Here is a 14,236-nt window from a genome sequence, read left to right on the forward strand (position 1 = left end):
CTATTCCTCCGTCATTTGGGGTTATGGGGTGCGATCTATACGCCAAACTGCCGAAAAACAAAAAACGCCCCTGAAATGATCAGGGACGAGTCTTCTCTCGCGGTACCACCCTGGTTATTGCGCTTGTTCTCCGGAACGCTCCGCCCCGCCGCATCCGCTACGGGAATGCCGCTCTTATCGGCCTGCCTCCGGGCTTCAGCCCGCAATCGCCTTTATCGGAAAATAACGGTTCCGCGCCGGTGGAGTTCATCCACGCTCCGAAGCAGCTTCAGTCGTCCTTCTTCATAAAGGCTCTTCCAGCGCGGCGGCGGAATATTGTCCCGCGCCGGAGCCTTTTCTCTGGATCAAGGACTACGACCTACTCGTTTCATCATAGCGTTGGGGATATCGTTAAGGGGTTTCATAAAAGAAAACATAACCCGCATTTATCCCCACTATTTTATCGTCGGGAATACCGTTTGTCAATGTTTGGCCGGCTCGTCAGCAGGGCAGTCGCACAAGAAAAATCGGCGGCAAAGCGAGGCTGCGGTGACCCTTTGCCTTGCTCAGCCGGGCGGTATTTTGGCGGCGAGGTCGAAGCCGATTTGTTCCGCAGCTACATCGGTCACATTGCTCAAAACGACGACCAGCGTCTCGCTATCGAGATTGCGGTAAATGAAAGTGGAAAATCCGTTGCCCGATCCGTTATGGACGACGACGTTGCCCCTCTTCGGCCTTATGCTCCAACCGTAGCCGTAATTGCCCAGATTGGGCGTGAACATCTTGGCGATGGAGCTCTGCTGCAAGACAGTGTTGCCGTACAAGGCCCGGTCCCATAACAGCAAATCGCCCACGGTTGAATACAGGCTGCCGCCTCCCGATTGAGTGACGAAAAAAGGAGCCGCGATCAAAGCCGTGCCGGCGCTGTTTTTCCGGTACCCCGCAGCCTTATGGGGCATCGTGTCCGTAGGAAGCAAGGATTCGCCGGAATGCGTCATGCCGAGCGGTCCAAATAGATGATCCTGCATGTACTGTTCATACGACTGTCCCGAGACGGTCTGGATGATAGAGGCGAGCACGACATAACCCGAGTTGCTGTAGTTGTACTGCGTACCGGGCGTGAAGTCGAGGCTGCGCGATTTGATACTGTCCACGGTCTGCTGCAATGTGGCGTTCAGCACTCTGGGGAAATCCCGCGGGATGCCGGAGCTATGGGACAGCAGATGATGGATCGTAATCTGATCGCCGTTCAGAAAGTCCGGAACGTACTGATCGAGCGTATCGGTCAGTTCAAGCCGATTTTGCTCCTCGAGCTGCATGATTGCGGTCGCCGTAAACGGCTTCGACATCGACATGAGCCGGAAAACGGTTTGCTCCGAATTCGTTGTGCTTTCCGTTTCCTTGCCGTAGCCGCTGCTAAATAGCACCTCGCCCTCCCGGGCGATCAGAACCGTTCCGTTGAAGCCGTTTTGCTGCAAATAGAGATCGACCTCCTGCTTCCACGGTTCCGAGTAGGTGTATTGGCTTACCGTAACGCTTTGCGGAGACGAATCCCCTTGCCCGCTGGCGCCCGCCATCGTCAGAAACAGCGCAGGGATTAACAGGCCGAAAAGAGGAATGGCCGCCAATCGAGATGTAGCTAATAGTCGGAGTCCCATCTTTGCTTCTCCCTTCTTCTTCGGACGGATCGATCAGTTATGCGGCATTTTCCCGGCCAGCTCGAAGCCAATTTGCTCAGCCGGAACGTCGGATACGTTGCTCAAGACGACGACCAGGTCCTGGCTATCCAGCTTGCGATAGATGAAGGTGGAGTATCCGCTGCCGGATCCGTTATGCACGACGACGTTTCCCTTCTTGGGCCGGTAGCTCCACCCGTATCCGTAATTGTCCAGATTGGGCGCGAACAACTTCGTTATGGAGCTTTGCTTCAATACGGTTTCCCCGTAAAGCGCGCGATCCCACAGCAATAAATCCCCGACCGTCGAATACAAACTGCCGCCTCCCGATTGGGTGACGAAATAAGGGGCCGGAGTCACTGCATTGCCATTCTTCACATACCCCGTCGACATGGGCTCCTTCTTATCTTCGGGCACAATGGACTCGCCGGACTTGGTCATGTTCAGCGGCCCGAAAATGTGGTCCTCCATATACTGCTTGTAAGATTGTCCCGAGACCGTCGCAATGATGTAGGCGAGTATGATGTAACCGGAATTGCTGTAGCTGTATTTGGTGCCGGGCGCAAACTCGAGATCGCGCGACTTGATCGCATCGATCGTCTCTTTAATCGGCACGTTCAGCATTCTCGGAAACTCTCTCGGGATACCCGAACTATGCGACAAGAGATGATGAATCGTGATGGTGGAGCCGTTTTTGAAATCCGGAACGTATTTGTCGAGAGTATCGGTTACTTGAAGCAGGTTTTTTTCTTGCAGCTGCAAAATCGCGGCAGCCGTGAACGCCTTGGACAGCGACATGATACGGAAAACGGTATCCGGCGTGTTCGCCGCGCTCTCCGTCGCTTTGCCGTATCCTTTGCTGAAGAGAACCTCCCCTTTCCTTGCGACAAGCACCGCCCCGTTGAAGCTGTTCTTCTCCAAATAGAGATCGGCTTGCCGTTTCCATTCGTCCTGCTGTGCGTTTCCGTTGTTCTGGTTTTGGTTCACGTTCGCGGTTACGTTCGCAGCCTCCGACATCTTCTCCGCCACCTTCCCTTCATCGCCGCTGCATGCCGTCAGAACGAGCAGGAGCGGGCATAACATGCTTAGCAGCAAGACGACGGCCGAGCGGCGCTTGGCCTGCAGATCGGTTTCCATCGTGAAGTCTCCCTTCTCCCGTTCGAAATGGCAGCTTGGCTTAAGCGAAATTTCTCCTACCTTAATAAGCGCATATGATCGATCCGGCCTTCCGTAAGGTGATAAACGACTACGGCCCGCCTAATCTCGTTTTGCTCTCCGCGGCCGGTAATCCGTTCCTCGTCGACGACGTAATCGTTAATGACCGTCCTCGAGACCAGCTCGCAGCGCAAATTCGGGCTATTGGCAAACAGCTTCCCGTAAAACGGGCGAATTTCTTCCGTACCGCGCATCAGCACGCGTCCAATTCCGTCCTCGACGATACAATCCTCGGCAAAGCAACGAATGAAATCTTCTATATTTCGGTCGTTATAAGCCGTGAGCTGCCGGCGGACCGGTATCGTTATGTCCGCTTCCCCCATCAAACCCGCTCCTTTTTTTGGCTCCGCCATGTGCTCAGCTGTAGGTCGTATGTTTGGCTAAATTCACCATCGCCATAAACGTTTTATAAGCGTCCAGCATATCCTTTGCCTGGTAACGAACGACCGGCGTATTGCCTTCGATCTCCGTTCCCGGAATCAAATTGGCCCATTCCGCATGCCCGTTCGAGTTGAAATGGACGCGAAGCAGCGGCTTATCCGCGGGGACGAGCGGCTTCACGCGACTCCGGTTTTGCAGGGCCTCGCTCGTTTGCCGTCGAAGCAGCTCGCCGCTTTTTTGCGGAGTCAGACAGATGGCGGTCGACCGGGTGATTTGTTCCTTTACGACTGCCGTCGTAATTCCCGGGATCAGCTCCTCCGCCTCCTGTGCGGCTTGATCGTCGCCCGTTACCAAAATAACCGGTACGCCGTAATAGCCGGCGACATAAGCGTTCAAACCGATCTCGCCAACGGGAGCATCGTCGATATACACTTGATGGGTGAAATTCGTCATCGTGTGGGACATGATTCCTTTCTTCGCCGCACTCGAATGGTAGCCCACGAATAAAGCGGCGTCATAGCTGGAGTCGAGCCCTTGCACCATGCTTAACGGTTTAACATTGCCCGTTATAAGGCGCACATCCGGATGAATGCGCTCGATCAGCAAGTTGTGCATTTTGCCGTGGCTGTCGTTCACCACGATCTCTTGGGCTCCCGCTGCGTAGGCGCTTTCGATGACGTGGTTCACATCGTCGGTCATGATTTCCCGGCCTCGCAAATAGTTCAGCTCGCCTTGGCGTACGAAGCTGTAATCCGTCAGTCCGGTAATCCCTTCCATGTCGGCGGTTATAAACAATTTCATGCGGTGAATCCTCCTCTATATAAGTTGAACGAATGATGGAAGTCCGTTCCATTCCGAAAAGGATGGCCTTGCCGCTTCAAACATGTTGTTTTGAACTCCTTTTTATGGAATAAACCTTGTAGCGGTAGGAGTTCAAAGCCAAAACTCGCTTGCAAGGCTCATCCCTTTTCTCCATTTCACTCCGCCTTTCCATGAAGTTCTTTCGTTCAACTTATATCGTTTATTTTGGTCAGCTGCCTCGAACGGAGCAGCACTCGAACGACGTTGCCTTGGCGATTCCGAATAAATCGAACAGGCAGCTGCTCCTCGCCTGCGCTGACCGTAAATAAATCCGGCGCGAACGGCCGCAGCGGCTCGCCCTCCGCTTGTGCCGACGGGGAAATCCGCAGCACGCCCTCATGGAACGTCACTACGTCCGTGCCGCCCTCCATGGATTGATAGGTACCTGCGTAACGGTCCAATTCGCCCGGGTCCGGAGTGAAGTCGGGAAATGTTCGCAGCGGCGCCGAAGGTGCGAGGCCCTGCGCTGCGTTCATGGCTCCGCGCAAGATGCGGGAGGCGGGAACGTCGGCGAGATTCGTCAACACAACACCGGTGAGCCCCTTCTCGGGAATAAGGCTCATTCGCGACGAGATGCCGCGCTGTCCACCGTTATGACCGATTAAAGTAACCCCGATGCCGCCTGCATTCGGCAAAACCATCATCCCATATCCGTAACCGTTGCCGATACCGAGAGCCGCATGAGGATGCAGCATTTCGCGCACGCTTTGCTCGGACAAAATCCGTTCGCCGCCGACTGTGCCGCCGGTGCGGAATAGCTCCATATACCGCATCAGGTCGCTCAAGGTAGACCAGAGGAAGCCGGAACCAAGCACAGCCGGTGCTCCTTCCCAGTGCGGAGAAGCTTGAATGCCGCCTTGCCCGTTTCGGATAAATAGGTCCGTGGTGTGCGTTCCTTCCGGCAATCGGATGCGGTCAAAGACGGTTCTCATCATTCCCGCCGGCTTCGCGATCGTTTCCTCGATCAGATCGGCAAACGGTTTTGCCGACACCCTGCCGGCTATTCCGCCAAGCAGGGCAAAGCCGTCGTTGGAGTAACTGAACTCTGTTCCCGGGGGTCCAAGCAGCTCGTAGTCCAGTTGGCCGATACGTTCCAGCAGGTGCTCCAAAGAATGAATGAAGCCGGGCGCATGTTCGCCGCCGCTATCCGGCAGCCCTTTATTCATGAAGCTGACCATCCCTTTGGCCACCGTCGGCAAAGGCGGCAGACCGGCTGTATGCGTCATCAAATGATGAATCGCAACCTGTTCCGTATGCTGCGGATTCGGGGTACGGAATTCCGGCAAATACTTGACGACCGGATCGGTCACCTTCAGCTTCCCTGCTTCTTGTAGCTGAAGAATGGCCATGCAAGTAAACGATTTGGTAATCGAGGCGATGCCGAATACCGTGTCCGGGGTTACAGCAGAACCCGCCTCGTCGCGGACGCCGAAACCGCGTTCAAACTCGATCTGACCGTGGCGGGCGACCGCGACCGCGATGCCCGGAATGCGATATTTTTCCATGAGAACGTTCGTGTCGTCCTCGAAAAGCTTCCAATCGGGCTCGGTCATGGTTCCGTTCCTCCTGTTCGATCCGGATCGAAGGTGGCTTCGAAGGCGGCTTGCAGCTTTTGGGCAAGAGGGCCGACCTGTCCGGCGCCGACCGGCTTGCCGTCGATCTGAACGACGGGGGTCACTTCGGCCATCGTCCCAATTACCATCACCTCGTCCGCTTTCATCAATTGCTCTACGGTAAAAGCTTGCTCGAGAAGCGGAACGCCGAGCTCGGCAGCGAGCCGGATGACGACCCCGCGCGTAATGCCGTGCAAAATGAATTCATTGGCCGGATGAGTATATAACGTGCCCTCTTTGGCAATCAGAAGATTGGAGGACGTGCATTCCGTCACGATCCCGTTGCGCTCGAAAATGGCTTCATCGTAACCCGAATCGATCGCCTGCTGCTTCGCCATCACATTAGGCATCATGTTGAGAGACTTGATATCGCAGCGCAGCCATCTCAGGTCGGGCAGCAGCAAGGCACGGATGCCTCCGCGAATTTTTTCGAGCGGCCGCTCCGCGCTTTTGCAAAAAGCCGAAAGTACGGGAAAAGCCCGCTCCGGGAAATGATGGATCCGTTCCGCTTCTCCTCTCGTAATTTGCACGTAGAGCGTACCTCCGAGCACCTTTTCCTCGTTCAGCAGTTCCTCCAGCTTTCGCCCGATTTCCCTTATGGGGTACGGAAGAGCGATCCGCGCTTCCCAGGCGCTTCGTTCCAGCCTCAGCAAATGAGCTTCTTGCTCGTAAAGCCGTCCGTTATAGATTCGGAATACATCATAGACCCCGTCTCCAAAGTAATAGCCTCTGTCGTCAATCGATACGCTTACTTCCTCTTTCGGGATCAGACGGTCTTTGAACAGTACGGTTTTCATGAAAGTTCCTCCGCTTCTTCCGGTCGGTACTTTATTCGCCTCTGGATTTCGCATCCTTAATGGCCAGGTCGGACGCATCTTGCGCTTGACGCAGCGCGGAGTTAATGTCCAGCTTGTTGTTCACGACGAGCGGGACGACTTTGGCAATTTCGGCGCTGACATATTTGTTATAAGGGCTGAACGCCCGCTTATTGGCGGGATTCACGTTCAGGATGACATTCGTGTTTTTGCCTTTCAGCGTCGCCAAATCGGTTCCGAACGACTCCTTGACTTTCGGATCCTTCAAGGAAGGAACACGGCCGCGTTTCGCCACGCGTGTCTGGTTTTCCGCATCGGTAAGCAGTTCAATGACCCGGAACGCCTCCGTCTTATGCTTGGATGTCGACGAGATCATGAGCACATGCTGGATGACGGGCCAGTTCTTGCCGGGCGCTTCCTTGAAAGTCGGCATGGAGGCCATATCCCAATTGATGCCATTGCCTTCCTTCTGCAGCCGGTCCAATTCGCCGATCCGCGCATTGTAATTGGCGAGCATGGCCGTATCGCGCTGTACGGTGAAGGCGGCTACGTCCGACACATCGGCCGGCCATTTGTTTCCTTCGATTTGCATAATCGTACTGTACACTTCCATGCCCCGTTTCCAGCCGTCCGTAACGAGCTGCGCCTTGCCGCCTGCGTCTACAAAAGGAAGAGCCAGAGCGCTGGACACGTTCTGCATATTTTGCGGATGCAGCCCTTTGTACTGGATGCCGCCGTCCTGACGGGTGACTTTGCGGGCGAGGTCGATCGCTTCCTCCCACAGCATGTTGTCCTTCGGATAGGGGGCGCCGAATTTATCGAAGATATCCTTGTTGTAAAACAAGACGGGCGTAATTAAAGAAAAGGGAATGGCAAACAGCTGACCCGCGGTAGTCTGAGAAGTGAGATTTTGGATGGCGCCCGGATCGAACTTGCCGATATCCAGTCCTCTGCTTTGCGCAAGAGGTTTCAAATCATCGACGATTTTTAGCATTTCGTAATTATTGATGCCGCCGTCTTCGGTAAAGACCATATCGGGCAACGTTCCGGCCGCCACCAGATCCTCCAGCTTTCCGGCTGTAGACGAGCGAACGAGCTTCATCGTAATATTCGGATATTTGGCCTTGACGGGCTTGGCAATCAGCAGCTCGAATTCGTCGTCGGTAATGTTCTGTACATATTGGTTGTAAACGGTTAGCTCGATCGCTTCCTGGGTGATCTCCTCCTTAGCGTCTTTTGTCGCTCCCACACTTGCGTTTTCTTTGCCGCAGCCCCCCAGAAGCGCTCCGCCTATCAATGCTGCGCTTGCGATGACGATGACTTTTTTCACCGGACATTCCCCCCTCTATGAATAGTCGCTCTTCCCTCGTTTATCTCACTTTTCACATGAGATAACTCGGATATCAAATTAAAATCGGGTTCTTCTACCAAGAAGTATCGCAGCATTCTAAGCTCCGCTCAAGCAACTTTAGTTGTATGAACGGTTGTAAACGGAGCAAATTCGAACGTATTTCGCGTTTAAACGATAAAAAGAGACATGCTCCCCATAAGAGATTGTTGTATAAGCGCTTAACTTCGGGAATCAAAACTCGAAAAAATAATCGAAAATGACTATAAAAGTTGAACGAATGATTGAAGCCCGTTGCATTCCGAAAAGGATGGCCTTGCCGCTTCAAACATGTTGTTTTGAACTCCTTTTATGGAATAAACCTTGTAGCGGTAGGAGTTCAAAGCTCCACTTTTCCAAGAAGTTCTTTCGTTCAACTTTTTGGAATGGCAAAAGAAGGTACTACGAAAAGTTAGAACTGTCCGGCGGGGACAGTTCGCTTTATGATAGGAGCAGGTACTAAGACGAGGCGCCAAACCAAGCGCAGAAAAGCCCGGACCGTATAAACGGCAGCCGGCTAACGCGGGCAGGCAGGCGTCAAAACTTCCGATCGGGGTGTTGGATATGATGAGAAAAAGAAATACGACGGCATTTTCGTTTATGGCTTGGGCTTCGTTCGCTTGCGCGTTCGCGGGGATGTTCATCGGTATTTATACGCTGGAAGAATCGTTGTCGGTCAAAGGATACTACGCGGTGGCCGCACTTTACTTGACGATGTCGGCTTTCGTCCTTCAGAAGACGATCCGCGACAACCAGGAAGATGCGGATGCGGGGAGAAAGCGCAACAGCGGCGCCTTCAACTTCCTCGCCTGGGCCGCCTTCTCCACCGCTCTGATCGCCATGTTTATCGGCATCTTCAATTTGCAGCAGCCGCTTTCGGTGCAAGGCTATTATGCGGTGTGCGCCCTGTTTCTGACCATGTCGTCGTTCGTGCTGCAAAAGACGGTCCGCGACAACAAAGAGGACGATGAGCTGCAAGGCCCGGCGAACGCCGAAGTCGAATAGCAGGAGCTGCATTGTATCAGGGGTTGCGCAGTCATAGCAGGAGTTTCGCAATCCTAGCAAGGGCTGCATAATCGTAGCAGGAACTGCACATTCCGATTGCCGCAAGCGCATCGCTCCCGAAACATTGGCAAAAACGCCTCCAAACCCACTTAGCAGAAGTGGCGTCGGAAGCGTTTTTTGCATTCAAGCATGCAGCCTCTCCGCTCTATCTGGTTTCGGCCGACGTTTGGGGGCGGTGAAGATCCGGGTGGATGGGACAAGTGAAAATGTTGCGGGTATTTGCTTTGCGCCATTTTTTGACCGTTCTACGTGTGGAAAAGGCAGGAAATTTGTCGAACGCGTAGAATGTTTCCATGTACAACCGCCCTCTGGCAGCCCTTTCCACCGAGCATGGAAAAAGGTGCAGCCCGGGCCGCAGAAGGGAGCATACGTCCATGCATTTATCGGATATTACCGTCCTCGACTTCGAGACGACCGGTCTGAATCCGCAGCACGATCGGGTAATCGAGATTGCCGTCGTCCGCTGCGACGACACCGGTATCGTCAGCCAGTTCAGCACGCTGGTGAAGACAGATCGTCCGCTTGCGCCCAAAATCACCGAGCTGACCGGCATTACGGACGAGGATCTGAAAGCCGGAATGGACGAAGAAACCTCGTTCCGGATTTTGAACCGGCTGATCGGCTCCAATACGATCGTCGCCCATAACGCCGCTTTCGATCTCGCCTTTCTGCATTACGGGCTGATGCGCTTTGCCGGCAGGTCGTTTTCCAACGATTTTATCGATACGCTGACGATCGCCCGCGACCGGCAGACGTATCCGCATACATTGACCGAAATGTGCAAGCGCTACGGCGTACAGCTGAACGGCAGCCACCGCGCGCTCAACGACGTCGTCGCCTGCTGGGAGCTTCTGCAGCAGATGAACCGCGAGAAGCCCGTGGACGGCTACGTGAACCAGCTCGGTTACGTCGCCAAGCACGGGGCGCCCGCCTGGTCGCCGCCGCATGCGGAGCTGCGCAGTCTGACTTTGAAATACGCGTAAACCTCGCTCTTAAACTCCGAACCGCTCGGCGGCGGTCTTCCGGAGCCGGGCCTTGACGAGCGCCAGCGCGCCGGCAAAGGCGCTTCCCGACGTATCCTCAACCGTCTCGAACGCCGGCACGTCCGCTTCTCCGAAGCCGGTTGCGGATAGTTCCGCGCGCGCGTCAGGGATGAACAGATCGGCGCTCTTGGCAATGTTGCCGCCTACGATCACCGCCTCCGGCCGAAACTCCCGCACATACGGGACGAGCAGCTCGCCGAACAGGCGGCCGAACGCCGCAAACACCGCCGCAGCCCGCTCGTCCCCGGCCCTTGCGGCGTCGGCAATCGCCTTCACGTCGGCGTCTCCGCCGAAGCCGCATTGCGCCGCAATCCGCTGCACGCCCCGCTTGGAAATATAATCGTCGGCGATGCTGTCGCGGAAAGGATCGGCCCACAGCTCGCGGCCCTTTACAATCCCGCCCTCGTCGATGAACGAAGAGCCCGTCCCCGTTCCGATTGTTATGCACAGCGACCGCCTGTAGCGGCGGGCATGGCCGAAGTGAAGCTGGCCTGCGGCGAACAAGGCCGCATCGTTATCGAATACGATCGGCGCCCCTGCCCCCATTCTCGCGGCTACGGCGGGATCGGCGGCGATCCTCCCTTCCATCGCTTCGCGTATATTCGTTCCGTACAAAGCGTCATACTTGTCCTGTCCGCGAATGTAGCATATTCCGTTCTCGAAATCGAACGGCGACGGAAATGCGTAGCCGATGCCGGCGATCTCGTAAGGCCGCCCCTCTTCCGCCTGCTCCAGCAGCGCCGCCCTTCCGGCGATCAGCCCGTAGAAATGGTCGAGCAGCGTCTCCCGGTCTTCCCCCGATCTTGCCGGAAACGTATCGACGGTTCCGGCAACCGTTTCCCCGTTGTCGCGGACAACGGCCGCCTTGATCGACGTACCGCCGACATCGAAAACGATAGCATAACGATTGGTCATACAGTCCTGCTCCCCTTTACCTGCCTCTTTTTTCCCAGTATAAGGGGATTCCGCGAGCTTGTCCAAGAAAAAACAAAGACGCCTGCCCTACCGCAGCAAGCGGAAGGGAAAGCGTCTTTGACCGCCATCATGGCGGTGTTTAGCCGTGCAGCTTCACAGGCTGGCCGGATTGGACCGACCGGTAGCCGGCAAGCGCCACTTCTGCCGAACGGAGTCCATCCAGACCGGACACCGGGGCAGGCTTGCCCTGCAGCAGCGCGTCGACGAACGATTCTATCATATAATAGTCCATCGATTCCGACCACGGCAGGTAGAGGCCTCTGCCGATTTCGTTGCTGAACAGCTCGTTCTTTTGCGCAAAGCTGTCGACGGAAATGGTGCCTTTCGTGCCGACGATCTCCATCGTCACGTCGCCCCACGTCGGGAACACCTTCGGCCGCGACCAGCTCGTATCGAGCACACCGACGACGCCGTTCTCGAAACGGACGCTGATCATGCCGGCGTCGTCCACCTTGAGCCCTTCATGGAACAGCGTGGCCGCATAGGCGTACACGTCAGTCACCTTGGAGCCGGTGATCCAGTTCATCAGGTCCATGACATGCACCGTGTGGTCCAGCAGCGCCCCGCCGCCGGAAAGCTCCGGCTCCACGAACCATTTGCCCGGCATCGTACCGCGATTCGTACCCTTGATCGCCAAAATATCCCCGATCTCCCCGTTGTCGACGGCTTGCTTGGCATTGACGACCGCCGCCAAATAGCGGCAAGGGAAGGCAGTAAACAGCTCGACACCGTTTTCTTGGCAAACAGCGATCATCTGCTCCATCTCGTTCACGTCGATGCCGAGCGGCTTCTCGCAAATCACATGCTTCTTCGCCTTCGCGGCAGCAATGACGTGCTGCGCATGCAGCGCATTCTCCGAACAGATGACGACAGCATCGATATCCGCCTTGGCCAACAAATCGCGGTAATCCGCATAATAATCGATTCCATACTTGTCCAGGGAGCCTTCCACGCGGCTCTTGACTTCATCCGCGATCGCCACGACCTCCGCCTGAGGAAGCGTGAGCAGCGAATGCAGGTAGGAGTTGGCATGGCCGTGCGCGAAGCTGATCATGCCTACTTTCAGCTTGTTCATCGCGATCCCTCCTGTGCGCTATGATTCAACAGAACCGCTTGACCGGACCGCGCGGACTCTTCGATCGCAAGACCGATTTCCAGCGCCTTGTACGCGTCCCGAGCCGTTACGAGCGACTCCTTGCTGTCCCGAATGCACTCGATGAAGTGCGAGATTTCGAGCTGGAACGGGCTGCGGTAGCCCGGGCTTTGCGGAATATCCACGAACGGTCCGGACGAGCTTTCGCTGGCCGCCTTGCGCACCTGCAGCGAGATCGTCTTCGAGCTGTCGCTGCGGATGACACCGCTGCTGCCGGCGATTTCCGCGGCCGTCGTGAACGGCCCCGGGTAACCCCAGTGCGCTTCCACGTTCGCAACCGCGCCGTTCTCGAACACGAGCGTCGCCGTCGCATAGTCCACGAAGCCTTCCACTTTGCGGAAGCCGAACACGGATTTCACTTCGCCGATCGACCAGCGCAAGAAATCGATGTCGTGAATCATCAGATCGATGACCACGCCGCCGCTCTTGTCGTCTTCCTTGAACCAGTGGCGGCGTTCTCCCGGATGGCTGCCGATCCGCTTCGCATGAGCGACGCCGACGCGTCCGAGAGCGCCTTGCTTTATTTTGTCGTGCATTTGGGCATATTCCGGAAAAAAGCGAACGACATGACCGACAAACAACCGGACGTTGTTCTCTTCGCAGACACGGATCATGTCAGCGGCGTCCTCCAAATTCAAAGCGATCGGCTTTTCGCAGATGACGTGTTTGCCCGCTTGCGCCGCCTTGATCGAGAACGGCTTGTGCAGGAAGCTCGGCAAGGTGACGCTGACGACCTCGCAGCCGGATTGCTCCAGCATGTCGTCGAACGATTCGTACGCGGTCGCTCCGGTGCGCTCGGCCATTTGCTGTACGAGCTCCCGATCCGTGTCGCATACACCGACAACGGTTACGCCGGGAATTTGGGCATAACAGCTGGCATGGACGTTGCCCAAGCCTCCGCAGCCGACGATGGCTACTTTCATAGCTTTCCCTCTCTTCATTTCGATGTATAATAAACCTAAGGCCAACGATACAACCTTTCCCTGCCGACGTATATGCCGTCATTTGTCGGTTTTGTATCCAATTTTGTCATGTCCGAAAGCGCAGGTGTTTTTCCGTCATGGATATATATAAGGAACCGATTCATTACCAGAACCCCGTGCTCTGCATCAAAGTTTGGCAGTTTCAGGCCCAGAGCACGACCACGTTGCCCTCGTCGATTCAGAAGGTTCGCTGGCATTATCACAAAGAGGTAGAGTTTATTCTTGTCCAGCAGGGGATGCACGAAATGCATACCCCGAACCACGCATATATGCTCCAAGCCGGAGACGTGATGGTCGTCGGCTCTTCCCAGCTTCACCGTTCTCGCCTCGTAGGCGAGGAAAAGCTAATCTATATTGTCCTCCATGTCGATCTGGAGCCATACTTCGATCCGGCCATGATGAGGTATTATCGCCACTTTTCCGAGGTGCACCAGCCGCTTGAGGAATTGAACTATATGTTCCGCGACAACCCGCGCGTACGGGAGGAAGTCGGGCTTATCATCGAGCGGATTCACGACGAAATCATGGGCAAATCGACCGGCTACGAAATTGCCGCCAGCATGCACATTAAGCATCTGCTGCTTACGCTGCTGCGCGGGGATACGCGCGGCTTGCTGAAGGCGCACGATTCCGTCGATCCAGGCGTCATCAAGCCGATTCTCGAATACGTCGACACACACCTGGCAGAGAAAATCGAGCTGGAACAGGTCAGCCAGATCGCCGGCATGAGCTACTTCTACTTCTCCAAATATTTCAAAAAATCGATGGGCGCTTCGTTTACCGATTATGTAAACCGGAAGCGAATCGCCAAAGCGGAACGGCTGCTCGTTACGAGCGGACAAAACGTAGGCGAAATCGCCAGGGCAGTCGGCATCGAGAACATGGCGCATTTTTACGAGCTGTTCAAACGATTTAACGGCTGCACGCCCAAGCAGTATTTGTCCAAAATCGACGCCAACGACAAATAGACCGGCATTAGGCGGCGTGGTTGTTCTAACCTGCCTGCCATCCGGAATCCGTTACCTTTTCCGTAATAGACTTGACTTCATTTTCGCTATCTTCCCACCGCCTGGCCGCTTAATCCGCCGGA

Annotated in this window: 13 protein-coding genes and 1 pseudogene; 4 read left to right on the top strand and 10 right to left on the bottom strand. The window is 55.4% G+C overall.

Annotated features, from left to right (window positions below; genetic code table 11):
* Positions 1 to 545: 545 nt before the first annotated feature.
* From ABD796_RS20505 to ABD796_RS20535, 7 genes are all read right to left on the bottom strand, one after another.
* Positions 546 to 1,637 (bottom strand): serine hydrolase domain-containing protein, encoded by a 1,092-nt coding sequence (locus tag ABD796_RS20505; RefSeq protein ID WP_344911181.1) that lies wholly within the window; start codon positions 1,635 to 1,637, stop codon positions 546 to 548.
* Positions 1,638 to 1,670: 33 nt separating this feature from the next.
* A complete protein-coding gene (locus ABD796_RS20510) occupies positions 1,671 to 2,792 on the bottom strand; it encodes a serine hydrolase domain-containing protein (protein ID WP_344911183.1) in 1,122 nt (373 codons plus the stop codon).
* A 56-nt stretch (positions 2,793 to 2,848) separates the two neighbouring features.
* Complete coding sequence (locus ABD796_RS20515; RefSeq protein ID WP_344911185.1) at positions 2,849 to 3,193, bottom strand: nuclear transport factor 2 family protein; 345 nt, start codon at positions 3,191 to 3,193, stop codon at positions 2,849 to 2,851.
* Positions 3,194 to 3,227: 34 nt separating this feature from the next.
* Positions 3,228 to 4,052 carry a M55 family metallopeptidase gene (locus ABD796_RS20520; protein ID WP_344911187.1) on the bottom strand — a complete coding sequence of 275 codons (825 nt, stop codon included), beginning with the start codon at positions 4,050 to 4,052 and terminating at the stop codon, positions 3,228 to 3,230.
* A 206-nt stretch (positions 4,053 to 4,258) separates the two neighbouring features.
* Positions 4,259 to 5,665 carry a serine hydrolase gene (locus ABD796_RS20525; protein WP_344911189.1) on the bottom strand — a complete coding sequence of 469 codons (1,407 nt, stop codon included), beginning with the start codon at positions 5,663 to 5,665 and terminating at the stop codon, positions 4,259 to 4,261.
* On the bottom strand, positions 5,662 to 6,522 hold the full coding sequence (dat, locus tag ABD796_RS20530; RefSeq protein WP_344911191.1) for a D-amino-acid transaminase: 861 nt from the start codon (positions 6,520 to 6,522) through the stop codon (positions 5,662 to 5,664). The genes ABD796_RS20525 and dat overlap by 4 nt, the downstream gene beginning before the upstream one ends.
* A gap of 31 nt (positions 6,523 to 6,553) precedes the next feature.
* Complete coding sequence (locus ABD796_RS20535; RefSeq protein ID WP_344911193.1) at positions 6,554 to 7,870, bottom strand: ABC transporter substrate-binding protein; 1,317 nt, start codon at positions 7,868 to 7,870, stop codon at positions 6,554 to 6,556.
* 624 nt (positions 7,871 to 8,494) lie between these two features.
* Between ABD796_RS20535 and ABD796_RS20540 the strand changes: the two are divergent.
* From ABD796_RS20540 to ABD796_RS20550, 3 genes and pseudogenes are all read left to right on the top strand, one after another.
* Positions 8,495 to 8,689, top strand: a pseudogene (locus ABD796_RS20540) (YiaA/YiaB family inner membrane protein); the annotation flags it as partial.
* Positions 8,669 to 8,932, top strand: a complete 264-nt coding sequence (locus tag ABD796_RS20545) for a YiaA/YiaB family inner membrane protein (RefSeq protein ID WP_344912902.1) — start codon at positions 8,669 to 8,671, stop codon at positions 8,930 to 8,932. The pseudogene ABD796_RS20540 and the gene ABD796_RS20545, both read left to right, overlap by 21 nt.
* Positions 8,933 to 9,366: 434 nt before the next feature.
* Positions 9,367 to 9,975: a 3'-5' exonuclease gene (locus tag ABD796_RS20550; protein WP_344911195.1), complete on the top strand. Its 609-nt coding sequence runs from the start codon at positions 9,367 to 9,369 to the stop codon at positions 9,973 to 9,975.
* A 9-nt stretch (positions 9,976 to 9,984) separates the two neighbouring features.
* Here the strand turns inward: ABD796_RS20550 and ABD796_RS20555 are convergent, their stop codons facing one another.
* From ABD796_RS20555 to ABD796_RS20565, 3 genes are all read right to left on the bottom strand, one after another.
* Entirely contained in the window at positions 9,985 to 10,950 is a 966-nt protein-coding gene (locus tag ABD796_RS20555) for an ROK family protein (RefSeq protein ID WP_344911197.1), read from the bottom strand.
* Between the two features lie 139 nt (positions 10,951 to 11,089).
* Entirely contained in the window at positions 11,090 to 12,085 is a 996-nt protein-coding gene (locus ABD796_RS20560) for a Gfo/Idh/MocA family protein (protein WP_344911199.1), read from the bottom strand.
* Positions 12,082 to 13,086, bottom strand: coding sequence for a Gfo/Idh/MocA family protein (locus ABD796_RS20565; protein WP_344911201.1), 1,005 nt, complete (start codon positions 13,084 to 13,086; stop codon positions 12,082 to 12,084). Before ABD796_RS20565 ends, ABD796_RS20560 begins: the two co-directional genes overlap by 4 nt.
* Before the next feature lie 137 nt (positions 13,087 to 13,223).
* Here ABD796_RS20565 and ABD796_RS20570 point away from each other — a divergent pair, with 137 nt between their 5' ends.
* Positions 13,224 to 14,114 carry a helix-turn-helix transcriptional regulator gene (locus ABD796_RS20570; protein ID WP_344911203.1) on the top strand — a complete coding sequence of 297 codons (891 nt, stop codon included), beginning with the start codon at positions 13,224 to 13,226 and terminating at the stop codon, positions 14,112 to 14,114.
* Positions 14,115 to 14,236: the final 122 nt, after the last annotated feature.

Origin of the sequence: Paenibacillus hodogayensis (assembly GCF_039536325.1) — a bacterium.
Lineage (GTDB): Bacteria > Bacillota > Bacilli > Paenibacillales > NBRC-103111 > Paenibacillus_AB > Paenibacillus_AB hodogayensis.